Annotated in this window: 20 protein-coding genes; 16 read left to right on the forward strand and 4 right to left on the reverse strand. The window is 63.1% G+C overall.

Going from position 1 to position 26,184, the window contains the following annotated elements; translation table 11 throughout:
* Positions 1–38 precede the first annotated feature (38 nt).
* A complete protein-coding gene (locus tag NX02_RS33825; RefSeq protein WP_158014295.1) occupies positions 39–209 on the reverse strand; it encodes an IS1096 element passenger TnpR family protein in 171 nt (56 codons plus the stop codon).
* A gap of 163 nt (positions 210–372) precedes the next feature.
* Between NX02_RS33825 and NX02_RS29770 the strand changes: the two genes are divergently transcribed.
* The 11 genes from NX02_RS29770 to NX02_RS29820 all read left to right on the forward strand — a co-directional run bounded on the left by NX02_RS29770 (position 373) and on the right by NX02_RS29820 (position 15,581).
* Positions 373–1,662 (forward strand): glycoside hydrolase family 130 protein, encoded by a 1,290-nt coding sequence (locus NX02_RS29770; RefSeq protein ID WP_047100353.1) that lies wholly within the window; start codon positions 373–375, stop codon positions 1,660–1,662.
* 568 nt (positions 1,663–2,230) lie between these two features.
* Positions 2,231–4,321 (forward strand): transketolase, encoded by a 2,091-nt coding sequence (gene tkt, locus NX02_RS29775; protein ID WP_047100354.1) that lies wholly within the window; start codon positions 2,231–2,233, stop codon positions 4,319–4,321.
* Positions 4,318–7,125 carry a bifunctional transaldolase/phosoglucose isomerase gene (locus NX02_RS29780; RefSeq protein ID WP_047100355.1) on the forward strand — a complete coding sequence of 936 codons (2,808 nt, stop codon included), beginning with the start codon at positions 4,318–4,320 and terminating at the stop codon, positions 7,123–7,125. Before tkt ends, NX02_RS29780 begins: the two co-directional genes overlap by 4 nt.
* 11 nt (positions 7,126–7,136) lie before the next feature.
* The gene (gene gnd, locus NX02_RS29785) at positions 7,137–8,120 is read left to right on the forward strand and encodes a phosphogluconate dehydrogenase (NAD(+)-dependent, decarboxylating) (RefSeq protein ID WP_047100356.1); all 984 of its coding nucleotides are present in this window, start codon (positions 7,137–7,139) and stop codon (positions 8,118–8,120) included.
* On the forward strand, positions 8,117–9,547 hold the full coding sequence (zwf, locus tag NX02_RS29790) for a glucose-6-phosphate dehydrogenase (RefSeq protein WP_047100357.1): 1,431 nt from the start codon (positions 8,117–8,119) through the stop codon (positions 9,545–9,547). Before gnd ends, zwf begins: the two co-directional genes overlap by 4 nt.
* A 20-nt stretch (positions 9,548–9,567) precedes the next feature.
* Complete coding sequence (locus tag NX02_RS29795; protein WP_245648919.1) at positions 9,568–10,359, forward strand: Cof-type HAD-IIB family hydrolase; 792 nt, start codon at positions 9,568–9,570, stop codon at positions 10,357–10,359.
* 54 nt (positions 10,360–10,413) lie between these two features.
* Positions 10,414–11,193, forward strand: coding sequence for an HAD-IIB family hydrolase (locus tag NX02_RS29800; RefSeq protein ID WP_047100359.1), 780 nt, complete (start codon positions 10,414–10,416; stop codon positions 11,191–11,193).
* An 81-nt stretch (positions 11,194–11,274) separates the two neighbouring features.
* Complete coding sequence (locus tag NX02_RS29805; protein WP_084718454.1) at positions 11,275–12,576, forward strand: glycoside hydrolase family 130 protein; 1,302 nt, start codon at positions 11,275–11,277, stop codon at positions 12,574–12,576.
* A gap of 131 nt (positions 12,577–12,707) precedes the next feature.
* The gene (gene pgl / locus NX02_RS29810) at positions 12,708–13,412 is read left to right on the forward strand and encodes a 6-phosphogluconolactonase (RefSeq protein ID WP_047100360.1); all 705 of its coding nucleotides are present in this window, start codon (positions 12,708–12,710) and stop codon (positions 13,410–13,412) included.
* A 263-nt stretch (positions 13,413–13,675) separates the two neighbouring features.
* A complete protein-coding gene (locus NX02_RS34155) occupies positions 13,676–14,008 on the forward strand; it encodes a four-helix bundle copper-binding protein (RefSeq protein WP_483852914.1) in 333 nt (110 codons plus the stop codon).
* Positions 14,009–14,738: 730 nt separating this feature from the next.
* Positions 14,739–15,581: a class I mannose-6-phosphate isomerase gene (locus tag NX02_RS29820; RefSeq protein WP_047100362.1), complete on the forward strand. Its 843-nt coding sequence runs from the start codon at positions 14,739–14,741 to the stop codon at positions 15,579–15,581.
* A gap of 134 nt (positions 15,582–15,715) precedes the next feature.
* Here NX02_RS29820 and NX02_RS29825 read toward each other — a convergent pair whose 3' ends face one another.
* The 3 genes from NX02_RS29825 to NX02_RS32925 all read right to left on the reverse strand — a co-directional run bounded on the left by NX02_RS29825 (position 15,716) and on the right by NX02_RS32925 (position 20,429).
* Positions 15,716–17,287, reverse strand: coding sequence for an oleate hydratase (locus tag NX02_RS29825; RefSeq protein WP_047100363.1), 1,572 nt, complete (start codon positions 17,285–17,287; stop codon positions 15,716–15,718).
* A 349-nt stretch (positions 17,288–17,636) separates the two neighbouring features.
* A complete protein-coding gene (locus tag NX02_RS29830; protein ID WP_047100474.1) occupies positions 17,637–19,994 on the reverse strand; it encodes a phosphoketolase family protein in 2,358 nt (785 codons plus the stop codon).
* 138 nt (positions 19,995–20,132) lie between these two features.
* Complete coding sequence (locus tag NX02_RS32925; RefSeq protein WP_158014296.1) at positions 20,133–20,429, reverse strand: hypothetical protein; 297 nt, start codon at positions 20,427–20,429, stop codon at positions 20,133–20,135.
* A gap of 59 nt (positions 20,430–20,488) precedes the next feature.
* Here NX02_RS32925 and NX02_RS29835 point away from each other — a divergent pair, with 59 nt between their 5' ends.
* From NX02_RS29835 to NX02_RS29860, 5 genes are all read left to right on the forward strand, one after another.
* The gene (locus tag NX02_RS29835; protein ID WP_047100364.1) at positions 20,489–20,926 is read left to right on the forward strand and encodes a heavy metal-responsive transcriptional regulator; all 438 of its coding nucleotides are present in this window, start codon (positions 20,489–20,491) and stop codon (positions 20,924–20,926) included.
* A 562-nt stretch (positions 20,927–21,488) separates the two neighbouring features.
* Complete coding sequence (locus tag NX02_RS29845) at positions 21,489–21,899, forward strand: hypothetical protein (protein WP_158014297.1); 411 nt, start codon at positions 21,489–21,491, stop codon at positions 21,897–21,899.
* Positions 21,900–22,305: 406 nt separating this feature from the next.
* Positions 22,306–24,288 carry an FAD-binding oxidoreductase gene (locus NX02_RS29850; RefSeq protein ID WP_245648920.1) on the forward strand — a complete coding sequence of 661 codons (1,983 nt, stop codon included), beginning with the start codon at positions 22,306–22,308 and terminating at the stop codon, positions 24,286–24,288.
* A gap of 1 nt (position 24,289) precedes the next feature.
* Complete coding sequence (locus NX02_RS29855) at positions 24,290–24,973, forward strand: iron reductase (protein ID WP_230187277.1); 684 nt, start codon at positions 24,290–24,292, stop codon at positions 24,971–24,973.
* A complete protein-coding gene (locus NX02_RS29860) occupies positions 24,970–25,665 on the forward strand; it encodes a cytochrome c3 family protein (RefSeq protein ID WP_047100368.1) in 696 nt (231 codons plus the stop codon). The genes NX02_RS29855 and NX02_RS29860 overlap by 4 nt, the downstream gene beginning before the upstream one ends.
* Positions 25,666–26,184 lie beyond the last annotated feature (519 nt).

Raw genomic sequence — 26,184 nt, forward strand, 5'->3', positions numbered from 1 at the left:
CCATTCGGGATCGGGCAGGCCATAGCGGCGTCGAACTCTCAGAGATGATAATCCTGCCAGCCCATCGCCGACTGGATGATGTCGTGCACCATCCTGAGGCTGGCCTCGACGGGAACATCGACCGCTCGCCAGATGACGGGGTTGGTATCAGTGAGGGTGATGCGCAAACGCCCGGCGCAAATCGTTTCGCCGCGCAATGTGGTCGCCACGCGCTTGTTCAGGGCGTTGACATATTGGCGCTGGAAGTGGCCGATCCCTTGCGCGGTCTACGCGTCCGGACCGCAGAGTTACTCATTGAGACGCCATCCATCACGGTCATCCTCAAGCGGCTGTCTCGAAATAGCATTTCTGTTTTGACAACAAGGACCTAGTATGACCGAACGCGCAAAGCTCAACTTCTACGATCGCGTGCTTCGACCCGATCCATCGCGCACCGTCGTCCGGCCGTTCGAGCCGAGCTATCCCGAAGGTTTCGACGGCGGCACGTCCCGCACCCAGGAGACTGTCGACCTGACCGTGGCGCTCGACGAGGCTGAGTTGGCGCGCCAGTTGAAAGGCGTCACCCTGTCTCTGGACGAGAATCACCGCGACGTCGATGCGATGCTGCTTCGCCGGTTCGACGAAGTCGCCGGCCGGATTGAGGGCGCCGATCGTATCAACGCCGAGCAGCGGCGGTTGATCGGTGCCTACTGCAGCGAAGAGTATGCCTATGAGGCTGCGGCCTTGTTCAACCCGAGCGCGGTGCTCCATCCCGACCAGTCGGGTCTCCCTGAAGGCACCATCCGTTTCGTGATGTCGCTGCGAGGCATCGGCGAGGGGCATGTTTCTTCGGTGACGTTCCGCACCGGCACCTGGACACCGGGCGGCGAACTCGTAGTCGATGATCCCAGCCCCACAGCGGTGCCACCACTCATCGAGACCTGCGAAAAGGGGGGAGACGTGGCAGTGCGCCTGTGCTGCGCGGGCAGTCGAACGATCTCGGAGATCGTGCTTTTTCCGGTTCTGCCGAGCCAGCGCCAAGGTATCGAGGATATGCGCCTCGTCCGCTTCTGCGACGATGATGGCAGCATAATCTATCACGGAACTTACACCGCGTTCAGCGGTGCCGAGGTGCTCTCGGAATTGCTGAGCAGCACCGATTTCAGGTCGTTCGAGATGCGCGTTCTGACCGGCAAAGCGGCCATAGGGAAGGGGATGGCACTGTTCCCTCGGCGTATCGCGGGCAATTACGCCATGCTCGGACGTCAGGACAACAAAAATATCTGGCTGCACGTTTCTGATGACATACTCCACTGGGAGGGCGGCGCGAAAATCATCGCGCCGCGATTCCCTTGGGAGTTCGTCCAGATGGGTAACTGCGGGTCGCCGATCGAGATCGCCGAAGGCTGGCTAGTAATAGTCCACGGCGTCGGGACCGTGCGCAACTATTGCATTGGCGCATGCCTGCTCGACAAGAATGACCCATTAAAACTGCTTGCGCGCACGCCGCGGCCGGTACTGGCCCCGAGTCCACACGAACGGGACGGATACGTGCCCAACGTCGTCTATAGCTGTGGTGCGATCGTCCAGGGTCGGACGATGTTCCTGCCATATGCGGTGGCTGACAGCTTCACAGCCTTTGCTACGGCCTCAATCGATAACCTCCTAAGTGTGATGGAATAGGCGGCTTCACCTAATCTCGACGGTTGCACGGCTACGTTGATGCGCGGAGCCTTCCACCGCATCAGATCATTCGTGACAGCCCACTGTTCTCCCCTAAAGGCCGGACAGGTTCTCTCGGATCGAACGTTCGATGAACTCGCGAAGCGCGCGTTAGCCGAGTGCGCGATGCGAATGCCCGCGATTGCAGTGATCGAGCCAGGCGGGCAGCCGCCCGATGACGCCGGCGACGCCGGGACGCAGGATGACCTGGGCGTAGCCACGCTTGAGCGTGCGGACGAAAGCCCCAGCAATGGCCGTTTCTCTGCGGGCTTTCGACGGGCGTGGTCCGTGTGAGCAAGATGTCGCGGACGAAGCGCCTGGTATCGCGGTGTAGCAGCTGCATTGTCGGTCGGCCATCCGATGGTGTGCGGCAGCTTGTTCACCCGTTGCCTCGCCCGCAATGTCACGCTTTGATCTGCGTCAATGACGCGACCTGTCGCCACGCCAATCTTCGGCAGGCGCAGCGAGCGTCCTTCGGATGGAGTCGTGCTGTGCACGTGCGTCGAACAAAGGGATCGCGAGGAGGTATATGCCCGGTACAACGGCGTCGGCACAGCCATCGCATGAGGACGGATCGAGGGAAAGACTCGCGATCGACACCATCCGCACGCTGGCGATGGATGCCGTGCAGAAGGCCAATTCGGGCCATCCAGGCACGCCGATGGCGCTCGCGCCGGCGGCTCATACGCTGTGGCGGGACTTCATCCGCTACGATCCGGACACGCCCGATTGGCCGAACCGCGATCGCTTCATTCTGTCGGTCGGCCATGCCTCGATGCTGCTCTATGCCGTACTGCACCTGGCCGGGGTCAAGGAGATCGATGCTGACGGCAAGCTGACGGGTAAGCCTGCGGTCAGTCTCGACGACATCAAGCAGTTCCGGCAATTGGGTTCGAAGACTCCCGGCCATCCAGAGTATCGTATGACGACTGGGGTCGAGACGACCACCGGTCCGCTCGGCCAGGGTTGCGGCAATTCGGTGGGGATGGCGATTGCCGAGCATGCGCTGGCTTCCCGCTTCAATCGCGACAGCTTCGACCTGTTCGATCACGACATCTATGTGCTGTGCGGCGACGGCGACATGATGGAGGGCGTTTCCGGCGAGGCTGCCTCGGTCGCCGGTCATCTCGCGCTTTCCAACCTCTGCTGGATCTACGACAGCAACCATATCTCGATCGAGGGATCGACCAAGCTCGCCTTCACCGAGGATGTGGGCCAGCGGTTCGTGGGCTATGGCTGGAACGTCATCCACCTCGACGACGCCAACGACACCCACGCCTTCGCGGAGGCATTGAAGACCTTCCGCGCGACGGACGACCGGCCAACCTTCATCGTCGTTCAGTCTGTAATAGGCTGGGGCAGCCCGAGGGCGGGCAGCGAAAAGGTGCATGGCGAGCCGCTCGGCGAGGCTAATGTTCGCGCGACCAAGAAGGCCTATGGGTGGCCCGAGGGTGCGCAATTCCTCGTGCCAGACGGCGTTGCCGAGGCCTTCCACGATGCCGTCTCCGGCCGCGGCAAGCCCGCGCGCGAGGCATGGGAAGCGATGTTCGCGCGCTACCGCGAGAGCTTCCCGGCGGAGGCCGCCGAAATAGGCTTGCTACGCCAAGGCAAGCTGCCGGACGGGTGGGACGCCGATATCCCGCCCTTCCCGACCGACGCCAAGGGCCTCGCCTCGCGCGACAGCGGTGGCAAGGTGCTGAACGCCATCGCACCCCACGTGCCGCTACTGATCGGCGGCGCGGCCGATCTCGCCCCCTCGACCAAGACGAACCTCACCTTCGAGGGTGCCGGCGCTTTCGAGCGGGACGATTATTCCGGCCGCAACATGCATTTCGGCGTGCGCGAACATGCGATGGGATCGATCGCCAACGGCATGGCGCTGAGTTACCTGCGTCCGTACACCGGTACCTTCCTGGTCTTCGCGGACTATATGCGGGCCCCGATCCGGCTCGCGGCGATCATGGAATTGCCGGTGGTCTTCGTGTTCACCCATGACAGCATCGGCGTGGGCGAGGATGGGCCGACCCACCAGCCGATCGAGCATCTGGCAACGCTGCGAGCGATCCCGGGGCTCGACACGATCCGGCCGGGCGATGCCAACGAGGTGGCGATGGCGTGGAAAGTCGCGCTCTCGCACACCAGCGAGCCGACCGCGCTGATCTTCTCCCGCCAGGCGATCCAGACGCTCGACCGCGAGAAATATGCGTCCGCCGACGGGCTGGAGCGGGGCGGCTATATCCTCGCGGATGTGGAAGACCGCGATCCCGACGTGATCCTGATCGGCACCGGCAGCGAACTGCCGATGGTGGTCGCAGCGCACGAGCAGCTGGTCGCCGAGGGGGTGAAGTCCCGCGTAGTATCGCTGCCGAGCTGGTACCTGTTCGAGAAGCAGGACGATGCCTATCGCGAGACGGTGTTCCCCAATGCGGTGCGCGCCCGCCTCGCGGTGGAGCAGGCCGGTTCGATGGGGTGGGATCGCTATGTCGGCCATGATGGCGGCACGATCACGATGAAGACGTTCGGCTCCTCCGCCCCGCTTGCCAAGCTGCAGGAGAAATACGGCTTCACCGTCGCCAATATCTGCGCCGTGGCGCGCGAGCTGATCGAGAAGAACACATGACCAGCCGCTTGAAGCAACTCAGCGAAGCGGGTCAGGCCGTCTGGCTCGATTTCGTCGACCGCAAGTTTTTGGGCCAAGGCGGGCTGCGCAAGCTCATCGAGGAGGATGGGCTCACCGGCGTCACCTCCAATCCTTCCATCTTCGAGAAGGCTATGGGGCATGGGGACGCCTATGACGCCGGCTTCACGGAATTCCTCGGCAAGGCCGATGCGAGCGTGGTCGACACCTATGAAAGTCAGGCGATCGCCGACATCAAGGCGGCCGCGGCCGACCTGCGGCCGGCCTATGACAGGCTCCGCGGCAAGGACGGCTATGTCAGCCTCGAAGTCTCGCCCTATCTCGCCAACAACACCGATGCGACGATCGAGGAAGCGCAGCGGCTTTGGGCGGCCGTCGGCGAGCCGAACCTGATGGTGAAGGTGCCGGGCACGAAGGCCGGCATGCCCGCGATCCGCCGGCTGATCACGGACGGCATCAACATCAACGTCACTTTGCTGTTCTCGCTCGAAGCCTATCAGGCCCTGGCGGAGGCCTATGTCGGCGGCCTGGAGGCGCGGGTGCAGCGCGGCGAGCCGGTCGACCGTGTCGCGAGCGTCGCCAGCTTCTTCGTCAGCCGGATCGACGCGCAGATCGACAAGGCGATCGACGCGCGGGTGGCGGCCTACGATCCCGAGAGCGACGCCCTGAAGGCGATCCGTGGTAAGGTGGCCATCGCCAACGCCAAGCTCGCCTATGACTGGTATCGCGGCTTCATCGCGGGCAACCGCTGGCAGGCGCTCGCCGCCAAGGGCGCGATGCCGCAGCGGCTGCTCTGGGCCTCCACGGGCACCAAGGATTCGGCCTATCCGGACACGCTCTATATCGACACGCTGATCGGCCCCGACACGATCAACACGATGCCACCCAAGACGATGGACGCGTTCAGAGACCACGGCAGCGTCCACGGAATGCTCACCGAAAGGTTGGACGAGGCGCGGCATGTTCTCGACGAGGCCAAGCGCCTCGGCCTCGATCTCGGCGGCGTCACCACGGGGCTGGTCGATGAAGGCGTGCGGCTGTTCGCCGATGCGGCCGATGCGCTGCTCGGCGCGGTCGCGCAGAAGCGCACCGCCTTCCTCGGAGATCGCCAGAACGGGATGACGGCCACGCTGCCGGCCGGGCTGAACGAAGCCGTTGAGAAGCGGTTGGAACAAGCCCGCGCAGATGTCTGGGCACGGCAGCTGTGGGCGGGCGACGCCAAGCTCTGGACGGGCAAGGACGAGAGCAAATGGCTTGGATGGCTGGCGGCCGCACGCGGCCAGCAGGTCGATCCCGCCGCATTGAAGGCGCTCGGCGAGGAAGCGAAGCGCTACAGCCACGCCGTTCTGCTCGGCATGGGCGGATCGAGCCTCGGGCCCGAGGTGCTGGCGAACATCCTCGGCAACGCGCCGGGCAGCCCGACGCTGCACGTGCTCGACACCACCGATCCTGGCCAGATCACCACCGTCGCCACCGCGATCGATCCGGCCGACACCTTGTTCATCGTCTCGTCCAAGTCGGGCTCGACGATGGAGCCGGAGCTGCTGCGCGCTTTTTTCTACGATCTTGCCGGCAAGGATGGCGCCTGCTTCGTCGCCGTGACCGATCCGGGATCGAAGCTGGAGGCGACGGCCAAAGCGGATGGCTTCGCGCATGTTTTCCCCGGCGATCCCGCGATCGGCGGGCGCTACTCGGTGCTCTCCGCCTTCGGCATGGTGCCGGCCGCCGCGATGGGGATCGACGTCCACGCCTTCTACGAGGCGACGGCGCCGATGGTGTTCGCCTGTGGGCCAGATGCGCCGGCGGCGGCGAATCCGGGCATCCGGCTTGGCGCGATCATCGGCGAGGCGGCGCTCGCCGGGCGCGACAAGCTCACCATCCTGACGTCGCCGAAGCTCGCGCCATTCGGCGCGTGGCTCGAGCAATTGCTTGCGGAGTCGACCGGCAAGGAGGGCAAGGGCATCGTCCCGGTCGATCTGGAGCCAATCGGCGCGATCGAAGCCTATGGGGCCGACCGGCTATTCGTCCACTTCGAGATGGCGGGCGACGCCGAGGATGGCCTTGATACGGCGCTGACGAAATTGGCCGAAGCCGGGCATCCAGTGGTCCGCATCACGGTCGCCAAGCCCGAGCTGATCGGGCAGGAATTCTTCCGCTGGGAGATCGCGACCGCGGTCGCCGGCGCGGTGATCGGCATCGATCCGTTCGACCAGCCCGACGTGGAAGATGCCAAGATCGCCACGCGCAAGCTGGTGGATGCCTATGAGGCGTCGGGCGCGCTGGAGCCCGAGACCGCCGCGGCGGAGGATAATGACTTCGCCATCTTTACCGCAGACGACAGCGGCTTTGGTTCAGCCCAACCGGCAGCGCTGCTGCGGATGCACTTCGCAGGCCTGGCGCCTGGCGATTATGCCGGGTTCCTTGGCTATGTGGAGCGCGACGAGACGAACGCGGCGGCAATCGCGGCGATGCGGGTAGCGGTACGCGATGCCAAGGCGGTGGCGACGGTCGCGGGCTTCGGGCCGCGCTTCCTCCACTCGACGGGCCAGGCCTACAAGGGCGGCCCGGCGAGCGGCGTCTTCCTGACGATCACGCGCGATCCCGATCCCGATCTGGCGATTCCCGGCAGGACGGCGAGCTTCGGCACCGTCCAGATCGCGCAGGCGCGCGGCGACATGGACGTGCTCGCCGCGCGCGGCCGGCGCGTTCTGCGCGTCCACCTGAAAAAGGCCGGCGGGCGCATCGAAGCCTTGCGCGCGGCGATCGTCGCGGCAGCCCAGAATTAAGGAACCAGCGCATGCGTCTCGCAATGATCGGCCTCGGCAGGATGGGAGCCAATATAGCGCGCCGGCTAATGCGCGGCGGTCACGAGATCGTCGCCTTCGATCGCAACGCTCCGGCGGTGGCAGAGCTGGCCGGCGAAGGCGCGACCGCCGCCGCCTCGCTTGAGGAGGTCGCCGACAAGCTGGAGAGCCCGCGAATCTTCTGGGTAATGCTGCCGGCGGGGCCGCCGACGGAGAGCACGATCGCGACGCTGATGGCCTTGGCTGCCCCAGGCGACATCATCATCGACGGCGGCAACAGCTTCTACAAGGACGACATCCGCCGGGCGAAGCTGTGCGCAATGCAAGGCCTCCACTATGTCGATGTGGGCACCTCGGGCGGCGTATGGGGACTCGAGCGCGGCTATTGCATGATGATCGGCGGCGATTTTGCTACTCTCGACAGCCTCGATCCCCTGTTCGAGGTGCTGGCGCCGGGCCATGGCACCATCCCGCGCACGCCGGAGCGCGGCGACCCCAATGAGGATGCGCGCGCCGAGAAGGGCTATATCCACACCGGTCCCGCGGGTTCGGGCCACTTCGTCAAGATGGTGCACAACGGCATCGAATATGGCCTGATGCAGGCCTATGCTGAGGGGTTCGACATCCTGAAGGGCAAGTCTTCCGACAAGCTGCCGGAAGACGAGCGCTTCGACCTCAACCTGACCGACATCGCCGAGGTCTGGCGGCGCGGTAGCGTCATTTCCTCTTGGCTGCTCGACCTATCGGCCGCGGCGCTCGCCAAGGATCAGATGCTCGAGCAATTCTCTGGCCAAGTCGCGGATTCCGGCGAGGGTCACTGGACGATCGAGGCGGCAATGGAGGAGGCGGTTCCTGCCTACGTCCTCTCTGCAGCACTGTTCGCGCGCTACCGCAGCCGGGTCGACACGACATTCGGCGACAAGCTGCTCTCGGCGATGCGGTTCGGCTTTGGGGGCCATGTCGAGATGCCCCAATGAGCGATGCTCCGGCTGCACCCCCTGCTACCTTCGTCATCTTCGGCGCTCTAGGGGACCTCACCCGCCGGTTGCTGGTACCCGCGCTCGTTAACCTCGCCCGGGCCGGCTTGCTCGCCGATGACATGACGCTGCTCGGCGTCAGCCATCATGACGGCGACGACGAGCATCTGCGCCAGGCGCTTGACGATTTCGTGAAGGACGATGCCGACTGGCAGCGGCTCCGCGGCCGTATCCGCTATTTGCGGGGCGATTTCGCCGATCCCGCCACGTACCAGGCGCTCGGCACCCAACTCACCGGCAACGCGGTCTTCTACCTCGCCACCGCACCGAGCTTCTTCGGGACCGTCGTCGATCAGCTCGGCGAAGGGGGGCTGCTCAACGCGACTGCCGGCTTCCGCCGCATCGTGATCGAAAAGCCGTTCGGCACCGACCTCGCCACTGCGCAGGCGCTCAACAGGCAGATCCTTACCCAGGCGAGAGAGGATCAGATTTACCGGATCGACCATTTCCTGGGAAAGGAGACGGTGCAGAACATCATGGTCGCACGCTTCGGCAACGCCATGATCGAAGCCGTCTGGAACAACCGCTACGTCGATCATGTCCAGATTACCGCCGCCGAGGCCGTGACTGTCGGCACGCGCGGCAGATTCTATGACGGCACGGGCGCATTGCGCGACATGGTACCCAATCACCTCTTTCAGCTGCTGGCGATGATTGGGATGGAGCCGCCGATCAGCTTCGATGCCGAGGCAATCCATACCGAGAAGGGGAAGGTCATCGCCGCCATCCGCCCGATCGATCCGGCCGAGGCCATTCGCGGCCGCTATGCAGCTGGCAGCATAGCCGGCAAGCCAGTGCCCGCTTACCTCGCCGAACCGGACGTCGATCCCGCCAGCCGCACCGAGACCTTCGCCGCGCTCAAGGTGCACGTGGAGACCTGGCGATGGTCGGGCGTGCCTTTCTATCTACGCACCGGTAAGGCGATGCCGGTACGCGATACCGAGATCGTGGTTCAGTTCCGTGACGTGCCACTGGCGCTGTTCCGGGAGACGGTGGTGGATCGCCTGCCCCCCAACCGCCTCGTCGTGCAAATTCAGCCGGACGAGGGCATCAGCCTCGAGTTTGTGGTCAAGCGGCCGGGGCCCGTCGTGAACACCGCGCCCGTCGCCATGAACTTTCGCTACAAGGACCATTTCGAGGTCGGCCACCAGACTGGCTACGAAACTTTGCTCTACGACGTGCTAACCGGCGATCAGACGCTGTTCCAGCGAGCCGACCAGATCGAAGGTGGCTGGCGCGCGGTGCAGCCGCTCCTCGATGTGTGGGCTCAGGGCACTCCGGAGGAATATGCTGCGGGCAGCGCCGGTCCCGAAAGTGCGGATGCGCTGATGCACCGCTCGCACCGACGCTGGCATCACCTCGGGTGAGCGGGCGCATCCGCCTACTCGTGTCCGATATCGACGGCACGCTCGTCCGCCGCGACAAGAGCCTCTCCGAAGGCGTGATCGCAGCGGTCGGGCGGGCCAAGGCGGCCGGCATCGCGGTGAGCCTGATCAGCGCCCGACCGCCCAGCGGCATGCTGTGGATCGCGGAACGGCTGGAGCTCACGGGCGTCCTCGGCGCCTTCAATGGTGGCACGATCGTCCAGCCCGACGGGACTGTCGTCTCGGCCGACCAGCTCGAGCCCGAATGCGCCGCACGGGCGCTCGCGCTGCTGGATCACCCGGCCATCACCCCGTGGCTGTTCGCGGGCGGCCTCTGGTATGCCCGCGCAATTGACGGTGTGTATGTTCCGCGCGAGCGCCGCGCGGCCAACATCGACCCGATCATCAGGCGCGACTTCGCGGGACTGCTCGCCCATCCCGACAAGATCGTCGGCGTCAGCGACGACCATGCACTGCTCGCGCGACTTGACGGAGAGATCGCGGCCGCACTCGGGCAGGACGCCACCGTTGGCCGTTCCCAGCCCTACTATCTCGACATCACCGCCCCCCGCGCCAACAAGGGCGATGGCGTCGCCGCACTGGCCGCCGCGATCGGCGTGCCGCTCGCTAACGTCGCCGTGCTCGGCGATGAGCGCAATGACCTGCCGATGTTCGCGCGCGCAGGTCTCTCGATTGCAATGGGACAGGGTCCCGATGCCGTCCGGGCCGCCGCTGACCGGGTAACTCGGTCGAACGAGGAGGACGGCGTTGCCCATGCGATAGACGAGATCATCCTGCCGGAAGCGGCTCCATGAGCGAGGCGATTTCAACGATCCGCCGGACGACGGCATCATGAGTGGAGCTTGCCGATGAAGCGACTTATCGCTTTCGACTTGGACGGCACCCTGGCCGAGAGCAAACAGCCGATCGACCAAGCGACGGCCGAGTTGCTTGCCGAGCTTCTCGATCTCCTCCGCGTTGCGGTGATCTCCGGGGGCGACTGGCCACAGTTCGAGACACAAGTCGTGTCGCGGCTGCCCAGGAAAGCCAACCTCCGTCAGCTGTTCATCATGCCGACCACGGGTACCAAGCTCTACCGTTTCGATGCGGGCTGGCAGGTCGTGTACGCCGACGTCTTCTCGCAAGAAGAGCGCAGCCGCATCCTCGATGCGTTAACCAGGGCAGCCGACGAGAGTGGGCTCCGCGAGACCCAGATATGGGGCGAACGAGTGGAGGATCGCGGCAGCCAGATCACGTTTTCCGGGCTCGGGCAGCTCGCTCCCCTCGACGCAAAGACCGCGTGGGATCCAGACTTCGCCAAGCGCAAACGCCTCCAGGCGGCCCTCCGAACGACGCTCCACGATCTCTCGGTCAACATTGGCGGATCAACCTCGATCGACATCACTCGTCAGGGCATCGACAAGGCTTATGGAATGCGCAAGCTAGCCGAGCATGCCGGCGTTCCCTTCGCCGAAATGCTCTTCCTCGGCGACGCGATCTACCCGGGGGGCAACGACAACCCTGTTCGTGAGGCGGGGATTGATACGATCGCAGTCCGGGACGTCGCCGAGACCAGGACCGCGATCTCGGCGATCATCGCTTGCCTGAGGCCTTCACAGGCAAATGGTCGAGGGGATCCAGTGCCCTGAACAAAGGCTTCCCGAACAAGCGCACCGAGATTCTATCCGACCGGCGGACGAAGCCGCGAGACAACAGCAATGGAGCTCATCATGTCGAAGGCTGATTTTGTGACCCGCCTGCCTGTGTTGCTTCGGTCCGATCCAGCGCGCGTGGTCATTCGGCCTTACACCCCAGCGGCGGATCCGAAGGGGTTCGACCAGGGAGATCGTCCGCGCGCACAACGCATCGCAGATCGGGTGCTTGCGCTCGATGAAGCCGAGTTGCGCGAAGAATTGCGACGCCTCCTGACCGACTTCTCAGGTCGTCACCGGGACGTGGAGTCAGTCTTCCTTCGGCGGTTTCAAGAGGTGAACGGATTGATTATATGCAAATGCGAAGTCAGCCGCGACCGCGCAATCTTGATTGGGGCTTACTTCAGCAATGAATATTCCTACGAGGCCGCGGCTTTGTTCAACCCGAGCATTGTCCCTCACCCCGACCAGTCCGGCGTCGCAGCCGATGCCATCCGCTTCGTTCTTTCGCTGCGAGCGGTCGGCGAAGGACATGTTTCATCGGTCGCCTTCCGCACGGGCGTGTGCGGAGCGAACGGTGTCGTCGCGATCGATCCCTCCAGTCCAAGGCCGGTCGTGCTGCAGATGGAAAACATGCCCGGCGACGGGACGAGCGAGCCGGGCGTGCGTATCATCTGCGATGGGAGTCATGATCTGTCGGAAATCGTATTGTTTCCAATGACGCCCAGCCAGCGCAACGGCATCGAAGACCTCCGTCTCGTTCGTTTTGTCGATGATGACGGGAGCGCAACTTACCTCGGCACTTACACCGCTTTCAATGGTCAAGCGATCCGACAGGAGTTGCTCCGCACCACTGATTTTAGAACCTTCGAACTCAAAGCCCTCCACGGAGACGCCACGAGCAGCAAGGGGATGGCGCTGTTCCCGCGTCGTATCGACGGGCAATACGCAATACTCGGTCGGCAGGACAACGAGAACATCTTGTTCCTGACGTCGGACGATCTATACGACTGGAACGGCGGCGTGAAAACGGTCTCGCCGCGCTGGCCTTGGGAATTCGTTCAGATCGGCAATTGCGGGTCGCCCATCGAGATCGATGAGGGCTGGCTGCTGATCACGCATGGCGTCGGTTCAGTGCGAAACTATTGCATCGGGGCATGCCTCCTGGACCGCAACGATCCGTCGAAACTGCTGGCGCGCGTGACTCAACCGCTGCTCCGATCAGATGCCGAAGAACGCGAAGGCTATGTTCCGAACGTGGCTTACAGTTGCGGCGCGATGGTCCACAATCGCGTGCTGGTGCTGCCCTATGCCGTTGCCGACAGCTTCACCACCTTCGCGACGGTGCCACTCGACCAGCTTCTGGCGGCGATGGCGTAGGAAACATCTTGGGAGCCTGACGGAGTGACGGAGTAGGGTGACCGGGAATAAATGTGGCAAACATGCTGCTTCCTCCCGGCGCATGCTTAGCTCGCAGGTAGCCGCCCTCGCTTTCCAATGAGGCTTTGGTGATGCACGAGGTCGAGTGGCTGGAATTCGACGACTGGGCCGCAATGGTGTGGCAGGTCGTCAACGATGTTGAGATCGCGGTAGAATGCGCGGTCGACGCGCGCGGGTGCGCGTTGCTTGCAGTGCCGGGCGGCAAGACGCCAGTGCCGATATTCCGCGCGTTGGCCGCTCGCTCACTGAACTGGCCGAAGGTCATGCTGCTGCCGACTGATGAAAGGTTGGTCGCGGAGGATGATCCGCTCAGCAATGCCGGCTTGATTCGCGCTCATTTCGGCACCACGGGCGCTACCATAATGCCGCTGTGCGAGCGCGTGGATATCGACCCAGGGGCGGCGGGCCGCGCCGCGGATCGGCGCCTGCGGGTGCTGCAATGGCCATTCGACCTTGTCTGGCTCGGGATGGGTGAGGATGGCCATACCGCCTCGATCCTGCCGGGGCCGGATTTTGAGGCGGCGTTGAGCGCTCCGTTATCACGCCGCGCCTGCGGCGTCGTTCCCGACCCACCACCAAAGGAGGCACCGGTCGCGCGCGTTACCCTCACTCGAGCGGCGCTTGTGGCGACACGGACGCTGATGTTGACGATCAGCGGTGACAAGAAGCGCGCGGTTGCGAGGCAGGCAATCGAAGACGGCCCGCGGTCAGCAACCGCGATTGGGCGCGTGCTGGCCGAGTGCAGCGCACCAATTAAAGTCGTTTGGTGCAAGTGAAGCGCGTACCGTCCGGGGATTTCCTGCGTTGGCGATGATGTTCGCTGTGATCGGCCTCGTAGTGGGCGTTAGGATATCTTGTGCGACCGAGCCCAATGACCGGCAAGTCGGCTGAAAACAAAGGAACGAAAGTGATGATGAAACCTACTCACCATAATCGGCGGTCATTCATTTCTGGTAGTGTTGCGCTTGCGGCGGCGGGGACGGTCATTTCCGCCGCCGAGGCGCAGCAAAGCAGGGGGATGGCGAGTATGAAACGGGGAATGACGTTATCGGACTGTGTACAGGATTGTCTCGAATCACATAAGATGTGCCTGGAAACTGCCCGTTACTGCATGGACAAAGGCGGAAAACACGTTAGCACCAAGCATCTTTCACTCCTGCTTGACTGCGCGGAGATATGCCAGACGACAGCTAACTCTTTATTGCGGCGCTCTTCGCAGCATGCAGTGATTTGCGAGGCCTGCGCTCGGGTTTGCGAAGCCTGCGCGCGCGACTGCGACAGCTTTGCCGCAGACGCTCAGATGCGACAGTGTGCTTTAACCTGTCGGACATGTGCCCAAAGCTGTCGCGATATGGTCGGGATGGCCATCTGACGCGGACTTTTTTTGGTAGCGGCGGGCCCGAAGAATGCGCCGCATCTCTGTGCGGCGTGGCAGATCTTCCCGGCTGAGAGCTCTCGAGCGGAACGGACGATGACGGCTGCATCATCTCGCGCGGGGTCATTGGTTCGGAGCGCCCCTCCCATTTCCCTCACCTCAGCTTTTGACCCGAATCAAAACACCGGCCTTGGCTCGGGACTATAGTCGAAGCGCGACAGGGGCCTCGGAGGTAGATGATGCTGGTTTCCGATCAGCCGATATGCCGTTAGACACAGGAGACGATGATGTTTACCGAGCTTCTGCAGCTCGCCGCCGACAAGAAGCTGATCGTGGGCATGTGCGTCTATCCTCCAGGAGCTTCCGGGTATCACGTGCAAATCTGGACCGGCCCTAGCATGGGTGAGCGTACAGAATGGTGGGAGCGATTTCCGTGCGATATTCCGCACCGGGAGGCGCTTGATCGAGTCGCCGGAATCGCCGGGCACGCTCTGGCACAAACGTGGCGCCGGGAGGCAGCCTCGAGTGCATTTTTCCAGCCCGCGCCTCGCCATGACCTGATCGAGCCGAACGTGAACCACGCGGCAGACGAACCCGACAGGCGACGCCTCCGCATCCTCCACGGGGAGAGTGTCGGGAACCCTGCGACTCCCCAATGATGCACGAATGGATCGCGCGGTCATAGGTTCGCCACCACAGGGCGTCGCGTGACGAAGGAACCCGCTTCATGGCCGCCATCCGCCTCACCACCAAGCGAATCGAGAAACCCTGGGGGCGGACCAAGCTGTGGGCGGGCTTCGGCAGCGTGGCGCCAGGCGGTGAGCCCGTCGGGGAGATCTGGTTCGAGGCACCCGGCGATCCCGAGCTGCTCATAAAATATCTCTTCACCAGCGAGAAGCTGTCCATCCAGGTTCACCCCGACGATACGGTGGCGCAGGCGCACGGCTATCCGCGCGGCAAGGACGAGGCGTGGGTGGTGCTCGCCGCGGAGCCGCGTGCAACAATCGCGATTGGCACAATGGCCCCAATGACCCAGGACGAACTTCGCCGCGCCGCGCTTGATGGTACGATCGAGAAGCTCGTCGACTGGAAGGCGGTCAAGACGGGCGACGTCTATTATTCGCCCGCGCGCACCGTCCATGCGATCGGGCCGGGGCTGACGCTGGTCGAGGTTCAGCAGAATGTCGATCTGACGTACCGCCTCTACGATTATGGCCGGCCGCGAGAGCTGCATCTCGACGAGGGCATCGCAGCGAGCAATCCCGTCCCCTACGTCGCACCGTATGTAGCCAAGGAGCTCACGCCAGGTCGTACCATCCTCGCCGACCACGCCGCCTTCGTGCTTGAGCGTTGGACGCGCTCGGGCGAGGCAACGCTCGCCAGTGACGGTCGGCCGATCTGGCTAGTGCCGCTCGAGGGCGGCGGCGCGTTCGACGACGAGGGCTTCGAGGCGTGCGGGGTGTGGCTCGCCGAGGGTGAAACCGCGCTCCGCGTGGATCCAGGCACCGAACTGCTCGTCGTCTATCCCGGCGCGGGCGTGATCGATCGACTGTGGGAGCCGGACGTGTGACATCCACCCTCATCGCGGTTCAACCGCGGATGACGGAGCCACTCTGGCGCCCGAGCAACAACGAGCGGCACGGCAATATGACGAACTTCGGCTATAGTTTCAGGGCCATGGCGTCTGACCGGACTGATGGCGTACTACCGGAATGCCTTGATCACCGCGTTGAGGTTTACCATCGCCGACTTATCGTGATGTATTATTGGTGGAATCTCCGCATCGATCCCAAGGAGCTCATAAACCGCCATTTGCGCGACCCTCACAGAGTATTCGACGGTGAAGACGACATCTTCGGGTATTTCGACGAATTGACTGACGAAGGCGAGGTTCTTCGAGTTCTTTGGGACCGGCGGCGGTCGGTCCTCGCTCGCGCGCGGCATGAACATGCTGGTAATATAGGGCATTCGGCAAGGGATGCAGTTCGCCGTTTCGAACACCGTCAAATCGAGGTTGAGGTGACCAGAAAGCTCGATCAATATCTCCTGACCGATGCAATCCGACATCGGCTTCGCTACAAAGTCGCCCACCCGGTCGGGGTGCAACGCATAGCCCCAGAAAACGCGGGTCCCGGCGGGCTGGTCGGGGAAATGCGGTTGATGTGCCAGCACTACCGACATGAACCAATTGGAGTCCTTGAACGTGACGAGGCCGCCTGTGCCTGCCTCGTTGCCCGTAAACGCCTGCATATGATCGAAGAAGGCGGTATTCTGCTGGGTGACAGTGAACGACAGCCAATAGGACTCAGGGATCGAGGAATTAAACACAGCAGGATTGCCAAACTCGGGCCGCCCCTTGGCTAACTTCTCCCACAGAGCCCACCCGGCGCTGTCATCCTTCGTCAGACGTTCGGGTGCTCGTGTCATCGATCCAAGGCTAGACGCGTCCGTCATCGAGCCGTTCTGAAAAAAGACAAGGTCGTCATCGCCGACGTTGACGGATCCGTTTTCACCAGCGTCGCTTGTCTCGATGCTCGTGACTGCTATCTTTCCGTTCATTGTCGACAGACCGAAGTCTGTTACCCGGCAGTCGTTGACGAAATGAACACCCCTCTCCCTCAGCCAGCTCGCCAGCGGCCGAACCAATGAGTCGTACTGGTTGTAGATCGTGCGCTTCACGCCCGCGAGCGTTTCGATGCGTGAGAATTCTTTCATGAAGCGATGCAAGTAGCGTTTGAATTCGACCGCGCTATGCCAAGGCTGAAAAGCAAATGTCGTCGCCCACATATACCAGAACTTGGTCTCGAAGAACGTTGGCGATAGCCATTCGCTAATTCGACTTGAGCCCAGTGTTTCCTCGCTTGCCCCGGCGAGCTTCAGCAACTCGACGCGATCCTTCATCGAAAAACCCATAGAGGTGACGTCGAGGATGGCGCAGTTGCGGTCCACGAGGCGCGCTCTGGAATGCGATTTCACACGCTCGTTGAACGCGACCGTCTCCTCAAACACAGTCCTGCCAGGCTGTTCGAGCGAGGGGATCGTCTTGAACAAGCCCCAGGTACATTCATAATTGTCCGTTGTCAGCATCCGCCCTCCCCGCATCGAATAGCCCTCCGCCGGGCTGCCGGCGCCATCCAGACTCCCGCCCAGGACCGGCAGGGTCTCATAGACAGTGATGTTCTTACCTTGCATGCCGCCGTCGCGGATCATGAAGGCTGCTGCCGCGAGCGAGCCGATGCCGCCGCCAACTAAGTACGCGCTTCTATCGCTTGCCATTTTGTTCTCCGGGAGAAATTGCGAGTATTCCTTGCGAAGGTAGAGGAATCCCGTCCCTTAGCCGTTGACTCAGGTCAAAGGCTGACGTGCCGGAGCTCGGGTCAAGGTGGGGATGAAGCGCCCGCGAGCGGTTGGCGCGCTGCCAAACGCTAGCGCCTACCACGCGCTCGACATTGTTCTTGAGTATGGCAGGCGGTGTGTCGAACCATATCAGGCAAATCAGGAAGAACCCTGCGGCCCCCACGATCACCGCAACCTCACGAGCGACATCTCGGGTAGTCCGCTGCTCGAGCAGTCTCGCCTTGAGCCTTGAGCAGCCGACGCTACGCAGCACACTTCGACGGGCGGTTCAATCGCCTGCGTCGGACGGAGCCCGGTAAGGCCAACTCCACTCGCGAATCCCAGGCATGTCCTCGCCATGGGTCGTTATATATTGTTTGTGCTCTATCAGCCGGTCGCGAAACGCTTGCTTGGCGTGCGCGGTGGTGCCGGCAAGGCCCGGGACACGGTCGATCACATCCATTGCCAAATGGAACCGATCAAGACCGTTGCGCACGACCATGTCGAACGGTGTTGTGGTCGTCCCCTCCTCCTTGAAGCCGCGGACATGAAGATTGGCGTGGTTGGCTCGCCGGTAGGTCAGCCGGTGAATGAGGTACGGATAGCCATGGAAAGCAAAGACGATCGGCTTGTTTCGAGTGAACAGGCTGTCGAAGTCATTGTCACTGAGGCCGTGTGGGTGTTCGCTTCTTGGCTGAAGCGTCATGAGGTCGACGACGTTCACCACCCGGATCTTCAATTCGGGAATGTGCTGACGAAGGAGGTCGACGGCCGCAAGCGTCTCGAGCGTCGGCACGTCGCCGGCGCAAGCCATGACGACATCCAGCTCGCGGCCGTCGCGATCAGTTCCCGCCCAGTCCCAGATGCCAACCCCCGCAGCGCAATGCGTCTCCGCCTCGTCGGCGGTCAGCCATTGAGGTGCTGGCTGCTTGCCGGCGACGATCACGTTGATCCGGTCGTGGGTGCCCAGGCAGTGGTCAGCCACGCGCAGCAGGCAGTTGGCATCCGGTGGCAGATATACCCTGACCACATCGGCCTTTTTATTGACAACCAAATCGATGAAACCCGGATCCTGATGGCTGAAGCCGTTGTGGTCCTGCCGCCAGACATGACTGGTCAGCAGATAGTTGAATGAGGCGATCGGCCGGCGCCAGTCCAGTCCGCGCGAGACCTTCAGCCATTTGGCATGCTGGTTGAACATCGAGTCTACAATGTGGACGAACGCCTCGTAGCAGTTGAACAGCCCGTGCCGGCCGGTCAGCAGATAGCCTTCGAGCCAGCCCTGGCAGAGATGCTCGGACAGCACTTCCATGACCCGCCCGCCGCGGGCAAGGTGCTCGTCATAGGGCTCGGTCCGCTGCATCCAGGCGCGGTCGGTCACCTCGAACACCGCGTCCAGGCGGTTCGACGCGGTCTCGTCGGGTCCCATGATACGGAAGTTGCGGGCGTCCGCATTGAGTCGAAGCACGTCGGCGAGATACTTGCCCAATTGGCGCGTCGCCTCGCCGATCGCGCCGCCGGGGCTCGGCACCGCCACCGCATGGTCGCGCCAATCGGGCCGCCTGAGAGCGCGACGCAGCCGGCCGCCATTGGCATAGGGGGTCGAACCCATCCGCTTGTCGCCGGCTGGAGCCAGCGCGCGCAGCTCGGGCAGAAGCCGGCCGGCCGCATCAAACAGCTCCTCTGGGCGATAGCTGCGCATCCATTCCTCGAGCAGCCGGCGGTGGGCGGCATTCTCCCGCGCCTCGGCGATCGGCACTTGATGCGCCCGCCAGAAGCCTTCGACCCTCTTGCCGTCGACGTCCTTGGGACCAGTCCAGCCCTTCGGACTGCGCAACACGATCATGGGCCAACGGATCGTGCCAGGAGCCTCCCCGGCGCGGGCGGCGTGCTGAATTTCCGCGATCCGGTCGAAGACGCGGTCCAACGTCGCCGCCATCTGCCGGTGCATGTCCATCGGATCGCTGCCCTCAACGAAGAAGGGCTCGTGACCATAGCCCTCGAGGAGCTGGCGCAGTACCGTGTCGTCCGACCGCCCCAGAATGGTGGGACCTGCGATTTTGTAGCCGTTAAGGTGCAGAATCGGCAGCACCGCGCCGTCATGGACCGGATCGAGGAACTTGTTGCTGTGCCAGGAAGCGGCAAGCGGGCCGGTCTCGGCCTCGCCATCACCGATCACGCAGGCGACCACCAACTCGGGATTGTCGAATGCCGCGCCATAGGCGTGGACGAGCGCATAGCCGAGCTCCCCACCCTCGTGAATGGAGCCCGGGGTTTCCGGCGCGGCGTGGCTGGGGATGCCGCCGGGGAAGGAGAATTGACGGAAGAGCCGTCGCATGCCCTCCTCGTCGTCGCTGATCGCCGGATAGATCTCGCTGTAGGTACCTTCGAGCCAGGTGTTGGCGACCATTCCGGGCCCGCCATGACCCGGCCCACAAACATAGAGGAGATCGGTATCGCGCGCCAGAATGATGCGATTGAGATGGGCGTAGATGAAGTTCAGCCCCGGCGTCGTCCCCCAATGGCCGAGCAACCGCGGCTTGACGTGTTCGTGCGTCAACGGCTCTCGAAGGAGCGGGTTATCGAGCAAGTAAATCTGCCCGACAGAGACATAATTCGCCGCGCGCCAATAACGGTCGATCAGCATCGCCTGCGTGTCCGAGAGACCGCTTATCGCCGGACTATTGTCTGCATGATCGGTCAAGCTCAATCTCCTCGACGTGAACAGCTTGTGCCCGACCCACTTGCTTTTCGTCCGACCTGCACTGGCAGGCTTTGATCTGCGTCAAAGACGTGACGCGATCGAGCCGAATGATCGGGTGAACCAATCGCAGGCAGCAACCACAGCATGGCCGCTGACGACCAGAAAAATCGACCGGGCGGCGCGCGAGGCAGGGCCCGAGCTACCGCCGTCGTGATCGCCGCTCGCGGCGACGCCTTTAGCACCGTCGGGCTGCCGGGCATCAACGACGAGCTTGACGTGCAGTCGGAACCACCAACCGCCTCGATGGTCGAGGTACGACGCCCCCTTGGCCCTTTTTTCTATCCCGATCTCGGACCTTGGATTTTTGACCTCGGTCAAAAGAACGGCCTTGACCCTGGACTATGATCCAAGCGCGATAGGGGTGGCGGAGGTAATTCATGGCTGGCTTGACCATTGGCGCTTTCGCGAAGGCAGTTGGCGTCCGGCCCGACACCATTCGCTATTATGAGCGCAACGGTCTCCTGCCGCACCCCGCACGCTCGTCGGCGGGTTACCGCTTGTACGCGGAGAGCGACCTCGAGCGAGTGCGCTTCATCCGCAAGGCGCAACAGCTTGGCTTTACGCTCGCCGAAATCGGTCTGCTTCTCACGTTGCAGGCTTCGGACACCGCTCGCGCCGCGGACGTTCTGGACATTACGGAGAGGAAGATCGCGGAGTCCACTTCCCGGATCATCGATCTCAATCGCATCAAGGATGCACTCGAGGGGCTCGCCGCCGAGTGCCCGGTGGATGCTCCGGTTTCTGACTGTCCGATTCTTGCGCACCTCGCGAACACAAGCGCCCCTGCTTTCGGCGCCAGCGGGGCGACGGCATGAGATTTGGCCCCCTACCCCAATGTGACCCGCGCGGAGGCAGCGGAGCTGGCGATCCGCGCGCTGCGACTAACTGCCGGCGGTCTCTACCCGCAAATCGATCGGACAGAAGAACGGGCCATTTGAGCTCGGGAGAGGGACTGCGGGGCATACAACCGAACAGAGAAAGGTAACATCATGAAACTTCTTATGGCAGCAACCGCGTCGCTCTCCCTGGTTCCGCTTGCGGGGTGCGCGACGATGAGGGACGCAACTCCCGAACAGCGGGCTAGTTGCGAGCGCATGGAACAAACCATGGGCACCAACACGACGCACGACCACAACGAGATGAAGGGCATGGGCATGAACCCGATGAATCTCAGCCACGCACGGTGCCAGCAGATCCTCGCACAATAGTCGCGCGACCTGAGTCGCTCGTCGAGTCGCCATAGAGTCTCTGCGTCGGGCAACCGACTGCTTTACTTGTAGCGACTTGGCGAGCGACGAGGGTGACAGCATCTCTCCGCTGCCGGGAATTACGCTGCGGAGACAGTACAGAGTTTCAACCGTTGAAAGGAGTAAGACTATGAAGAACCTAAGAAGGAGTATCCGCCGACCGGTTTTCGCCTCCACAGCCGCCATGTTAGCGCTCTTGAGCGTGACAGCGTGCGACGGTTCAAAAGACGCACCGGCCAATATCACGGCTGGTGACGAGAACGTCGCGCTGCCGGAAGACGAAAGCAGGGAAGAGCACCACGAGCAGGGAGTGGCGGCCGAGATGCACAATCGGATGTCCACTCAGCAAGGCAACCAGATGGGTGCAGGCCAGGGCGGAATGGCGGACGATCAGATGGGGGCCGGCGGCATGATGGATGATAAGATGCCGATGGGCAACTCCACGGCCAAGCCGGATACCGGCAAGGATAAGGCCATGCCGAAGGATAAGGCCATGCCGATGGAAGACGACGAGCCCATGCCGATGAAAGACGACATGTAGCGTGAAACTCTCGCCCGCGGGGAATTTGGCAATGGTGGTTCAACAATGGCTCTTTGGACGGTGAGCGGCGCGACAACGATCGTCGATGCTTGCCTGGAACGGGTGGCGTGGGTTCAGGCTCCAGTGCTCGCGCCCCTGATCTCGATGTCGTCGGCGCAGCGCAGCGCCCCCCCCCCCCGGCCCTGCGCCGGCGGCACTGCTCGCGACACTTGTCGCATGACGAATAACTCGATAAGTCACCCATCAACTGCGGAAATTTCAGCACAAAGAGGCCGCAACTCGTGCCTGAGGGAGCGGCACCAGCGCCGCTCCGCCGGCAGTCCAAGCTGTCGATTGCCAAGCCGGCGCCGATGCCGGCCGCGGCCCAACCGATGCCGATGAAGGATGACAAGTAAGGAATCCTGATGTGAAGTACGGTCCTGCCCAGATCATCTCGCGCCGTACGTGGACGACGATGAAAATCGTTCGGCTGGGATTCGCGGCGCCAATGGCGCTCTTCGGATCCTCAGCGGCGCTGGCGCAGGCGTCGCCCTCCGAGCACGCTTCGCATCATCCGGGCGCCGCTGCCGCACCGGCGAACGCAATGCCGGCAGCCGACACAAAGGTGGCAGCCCCGCAGGGCGCACCCGCCCCTCCCCCCGCGGGCGGAATGACGGGCATGATGAAGGGGATGATGTCGCCATCCCCAGGTGGCGGGGAAGCAGCTGGAGCCGAAGCAGGCTGCTGCGGGATCGTAGGCGGCAAGCCGTTCTACCCGGCCATGATGAACTTCCCAGCGCTGACGGACAAGACGCGCGCAGCCATCAGGACCGAAGCGATCGCGCGCCTCGGATCGGGCGCGGCGGCCGTCACGGCCGGGCAGGTCGAACTCCATCGCGCCCAATCGTCGAACGACCCGGTGGCTGCGCAGGCAGCCATCGGCCTGGTGCGCGATGGGGTGTCGCTCGCGGAAAGCGGCAACAGTGCGTTGCAAGGCCTGAACCAAAATCAGCCGCCGCCACGCATCGCGCTCGCCTGGTTCAAGCGCGAGATGAGCGTGACACCGGAAAGCGACATGATCATGGACGGCGGCTTTCGTGACCTGTCCTGGCTTCACGTCGCCGCCATGCTGCTGCTTGCAGCCGCGCTCGTTGCGGCATTCCTGCTACGCCGGGCGCGGCTACAGCGTATCGGCGCCCTGGCGCAGCGGCTGACTCCCGGGGGTCAGCCGCCCGGCACCGCGCCTGCGGCGGCGGCCACACCGAAGGCGCCGGGGCCCGTCGCGGGCGCTCCGGTTGCTGCGGCCGCCCCGGTCAAGCCGCCGGTCAAACGGCCCTGGAAGGGCGTCCTGCGGATCAAGGCGATCTTCGACGAGACGCCGACGGTCAAGACTTTCCGGCTGATGGAACCCAATCTAGAGTCGATCCCCTTTACGTTCCTGCCGGGACAATATGCGTCGATCACCTCCGAGATTGACGGTCAAAAAGTGCGGCGCTCCTACACGATCTCTTCTTCGCCCACCCAGCACGACTATATCGAGCTTACCGTAAAGCGCGAGGAGCATGGCCTAGAGTCCCGCCACCTCCACGATCATGCACAGACTGGCGATCTGCTCGAGATCACCGCGCCGGCCGGAAATTTCTTCTTCACCGGCAAGGAAGCCGACGGCATCGTCCTGATCGCCGGGGGTGTGGGCATCACGCCGATGATGAGTGTTTTGCGCTACCTTACTGATCGATCGTACCCGTATGAAATCCACCTTATCTACGGTGTTCGTACTCCCGCTGACCTGATTTTCCGCGAGGAATGCGCGTATCTCGCCAGTCGGCACCCGAACGTCACCATCCTGTCGATCGTCTCGTCCGCGGAAGGCACCGACTGGAAGGGCCCGGTCGGCTTCATCACGGCGGACTTCATCGCCGGCTGTGTCGACGATATCGTGAAACGCCGCATTCATCTTTGCGGCCCGCCGCCGATGATGGACGCGGTCAAAGCGGCGCTGGAGGAACTCCACGTCCCGTCGGATCAGGTCAAGACCGAGGACTTCGCGCCGCCCAAAGGCGGTCCCGTTCCCGATAAGGAGCCCGACGACGAGCCCCCGGCTCCGCCGGCGGATGCGGCTGGCGGCGGTGCGGCGCCACCTTCGGCTCAGGCGACCGTCAACTTTTCCAAGTCCGGGAAGTCAGGAAACCTGGCGCCGGACCAATCCGTGCTCGAGGCTGCCGAAGCGATCGGCGTTGTGATCGACTTCGAATGCCGGGTCGGGATCTGCGGGCGCTGCAAGGTGCCGCTTAGCGAAGGTACGGTGACGATGGAGGTTGAGGACGCGCTCTCGGCCGACGAGAAGGCGGGCGGCATGATCCTCGCATGCCAAGCAAAATCTGCGAGCAACCTGGTCGTGGACGCCTGACGTGACCGAAAGCGAGAAGGTCACCGTTGGCGGCATGCTCAGCGCTCTCGTCCTGATCGTGCCCGCGTTCCTGGTGCACGTCGCGCCTCGCTTTCCCGGCAGCCTGACAGGCTCATTGTTCGGCATCGCCGCGGCAGTGCTCTTCCTGCTGCTGCTGTCCTATTCGGCCGTGAAGCGGCTGCCGTGGGTAAAGGAGCGCACGAAAGAGCATGTCTCGATCGGCGCTGTTCTGACCTTTCACGTCTATGCTGGCGCAGTCGGGGCGCTGCTCGGCATCATTCACTCGGGACACAAGTTCCAGAGCCCGCTCGGAATTGCACTGACCCTGTCCATGCTCACGGTCGTGGCAAGCGGGTTCGTTGGTCGATACTACCTCGCTCACATCGGCCAGGACTTGCGCGACCAGCAGAAGGAGCTCGGTGTCTTGCGCACTCGCTACGACAGTCTCGCGCTGGCCGCGGCGGGGCTCAAGGATCAGGCCGTGGTCGACCCTAACGGTGTCCCGCTCGGGCAACTGCTCGGAGCGATGTCGGATCTCGAATTCGCGATCACCGCACGCGAGACGCTCAAGCGCACGCTGGCACGCTGGGTCGTCCTGCACATCGCCGCCTCGATCGTGATGTATGCGTTGCTGGTGCTGCACATCTGGAGCGGGATCTATTACGGGCTGAGGTGGCTTGGATGAAATTTTCGGCCGCATCCCTGCTGATCCTGGTGGCAGCGGCGATCCTCGCGGCGATCGCCGTGCCGATCTCGATCTATCGCTCCGGCAGCGACGCGATACCGGGCTGGAGTGCGGCCGTCCGTCCTGGGCCGTTGTCCAAGGCTCACGCATTCCTCGGAGATAAATGTGCGAGCTGTCATACGCCCAACGAGGGCGTCACTGTCGACAAGTGCGTTGCCTGCCACGTGCCGGCCAAGGAACTGCTGTCGAAGCCCTCGACGGTGTTCCACGCCAATGTGACGACCTGCAGTGGTTGTCATGTGGAGCACCAAGGGCGCGACAAACGCCCCATCAAGATGGACCACGCCGTTCTCGAGAAGCTCGCGATCCGCCAAGCGGGCAAGCCCGTCGCGCTCGATTGCAAGGGGTGCCACGTCTTCAAGGACAAGCACCAGGAATTCTTCGGGCCAAAATGTGCGACTTGCCATGCCACCGACACGTGGAAAATCGTCGGCTTCCTTCACCCAAGCCCGAAATCGAAGGAATGCGCGCAGTGCCACAAGCCGCCGCCGAGCCATCTGATGATGCATTTCGAGATGATGGACAGGTCGATCACCGGCCAACGAAACGCAACCGTCAACCAGTGCTTCGCCTGTCACCAGACCGATTCGTTCAACAACATCAAAGGGGTAGGTCGGGTCGATATGCACTGAAACGCTAGTAACGGGGAACTGAAGTTTCACCGCGAAAGGCCAAAGCTCGACACTTTCTCACCGGATGCAATGTGGCCGCCGCACAGCGCTGACGCTGGACCGGATCCTCGACGCAATGCGACACCTTCGCCCATGCGGCCGGCACGCAAGCCCAAGGTGATCATCGCGGCTTGGTCGCATTCGTCCACAGCACCGACGCGCGCACGAGCTGGATGGGAAACGGGCAACCCAGTCCTTTTTTGTCGTTGTCGCTTTTGACTAAGGTCAAAAGAACGGCCTTGACCCTGGACTATGATCCAGGCGCGATAGAGCGATTGGAGGTCAGTGATGGGTGATTTCACAACTGGCGTATTTGCAGAGGCCGTTAGCCTCCGGACCGATTCATCCGCTCTTGTAAGCGTCACGATGTTCGACACGCGCTGCGCAGCGACAGCCGCTCTGTCAAAATGAGAAGAGCCGAAATCGAACGATATTTTGCGTGGGGTTGGCGAGCAGACCCCCCAGGCGCGATCCGGATGG

Source organism: Sphingomonas sanxanigenens DSM 19645 = NX02 (assembly GCF_000512205.2).
In the GTDB taxonomy this organism is placed as follows: Bacteria; Pseudomonadota; Alphaproteobacteria; order Sphingomonadales; family Sphingomonadaceae; genus Sphingomonas_D; species Sphingomonas_D sanxanigenens.

Bases quoted from the DNA above. Each gene is read 5' to 3' on its own strand.
- gnd (WP_047100356.1), top strand. From the start codon at position 7,137: ATGCGTCTCGCAATGATCGGCCTCGGCAGGATGGGAGCCAATATAGCG.
- NX02_RS29780 (WP_047100355.1), top strand. From the start codon at position 4,318: ATGACCAGCCGCTTGAAGCAACTCAGCGAAGCGGGTCAGGCCGTCTGG.
- zwf (WP_047100357.1), top strand. From the start codon at position 8,117: ATGAGCGATGCTCCGGCTGCACCCCCTGCTACCTTCGTCATCTTCGGC.
- NX02_RS34155 (WP_483852914.1), top strand. From the start codon at position 13,676: ATGACGTTATCGGACTGTGTACAGGATTGTCTCGAATCACATAAGATG.
- NX02_RS29830 (WP_047100474.1), bottom strand. From the start codon at position 19,994: ATGCTGATCGACCGTTATTGGCGCGCGGCGAATTATGTCTCTGTCGGG.
- NX02_RS29845 (WP_158014297.1), top strand. From the start codon at position 21,489: ATGAAGAACCTAAGAAGGAGTATCCGCCGACCGGTTTTCGCCTCCACA.
- NX02_RS29800 (WP_047100359.1), top strand. From the start codon at position 10,414: ATGAAGCGACTTATCGCTTTCGACTTGGACGGCACCCTGGCCGAGAGC.
- pgl (WP_047100360.1), top strand. From the start codon at position 12,708: ATGCACGAGGTCGAGTGGCTGGAATTCGACGACTGGGCCGCAATGGTG.
- tkt (WP_047100354.1), top strand. From the start codon at position 2,231: ATGCCCGGTACAACGGCGTCGGCACAGCCATCGCATGAGGACGGATCG.
- NX02_RS29835 (WP_047100364.1), top strand. From the start codon at position 20,489: ATGGCTGGCTTGACCATTGGCGCTTTCGCGAAGGCAGTTGGCGTCCGG.
- NX02_RS29805 (WP_084718454.1), top strand. From the start codon at position 11,275: ATGTCGAAGGCTGATTTTGTGACCCGCCTGCCTGTGTTGCTTCGGTCC.
- NX02_RS29860 (WP_047100368.1), top strand. From the start codon at position 24,970: ATGAAATTTTCGGCCGCATCCCTGCTGATCCTGGTGGCAGCGGCGATC.
- NX02_RS29820 (WP_047100362.1), top strand. From the start codon at position 14,739: ATGGCCGCCATCCGCCTCACCACCAAGCGAATCGAGAAACCCTGGGGG.
- NX02_RS29770 (WP_047100353.1), top strand. From the start codon at position 373: ATGACCGAACGCGCAAAGCTCAACTTCTACGATCGCGTGCTTCGACCC.
- NX02_RS29825 (WP_047100363.1), bottom strand. From the start codon at position 17,287: ATGGCAAGCGATAGAAGCGCGTACTTAGTTGGCGGCGGCATCGGCTCG.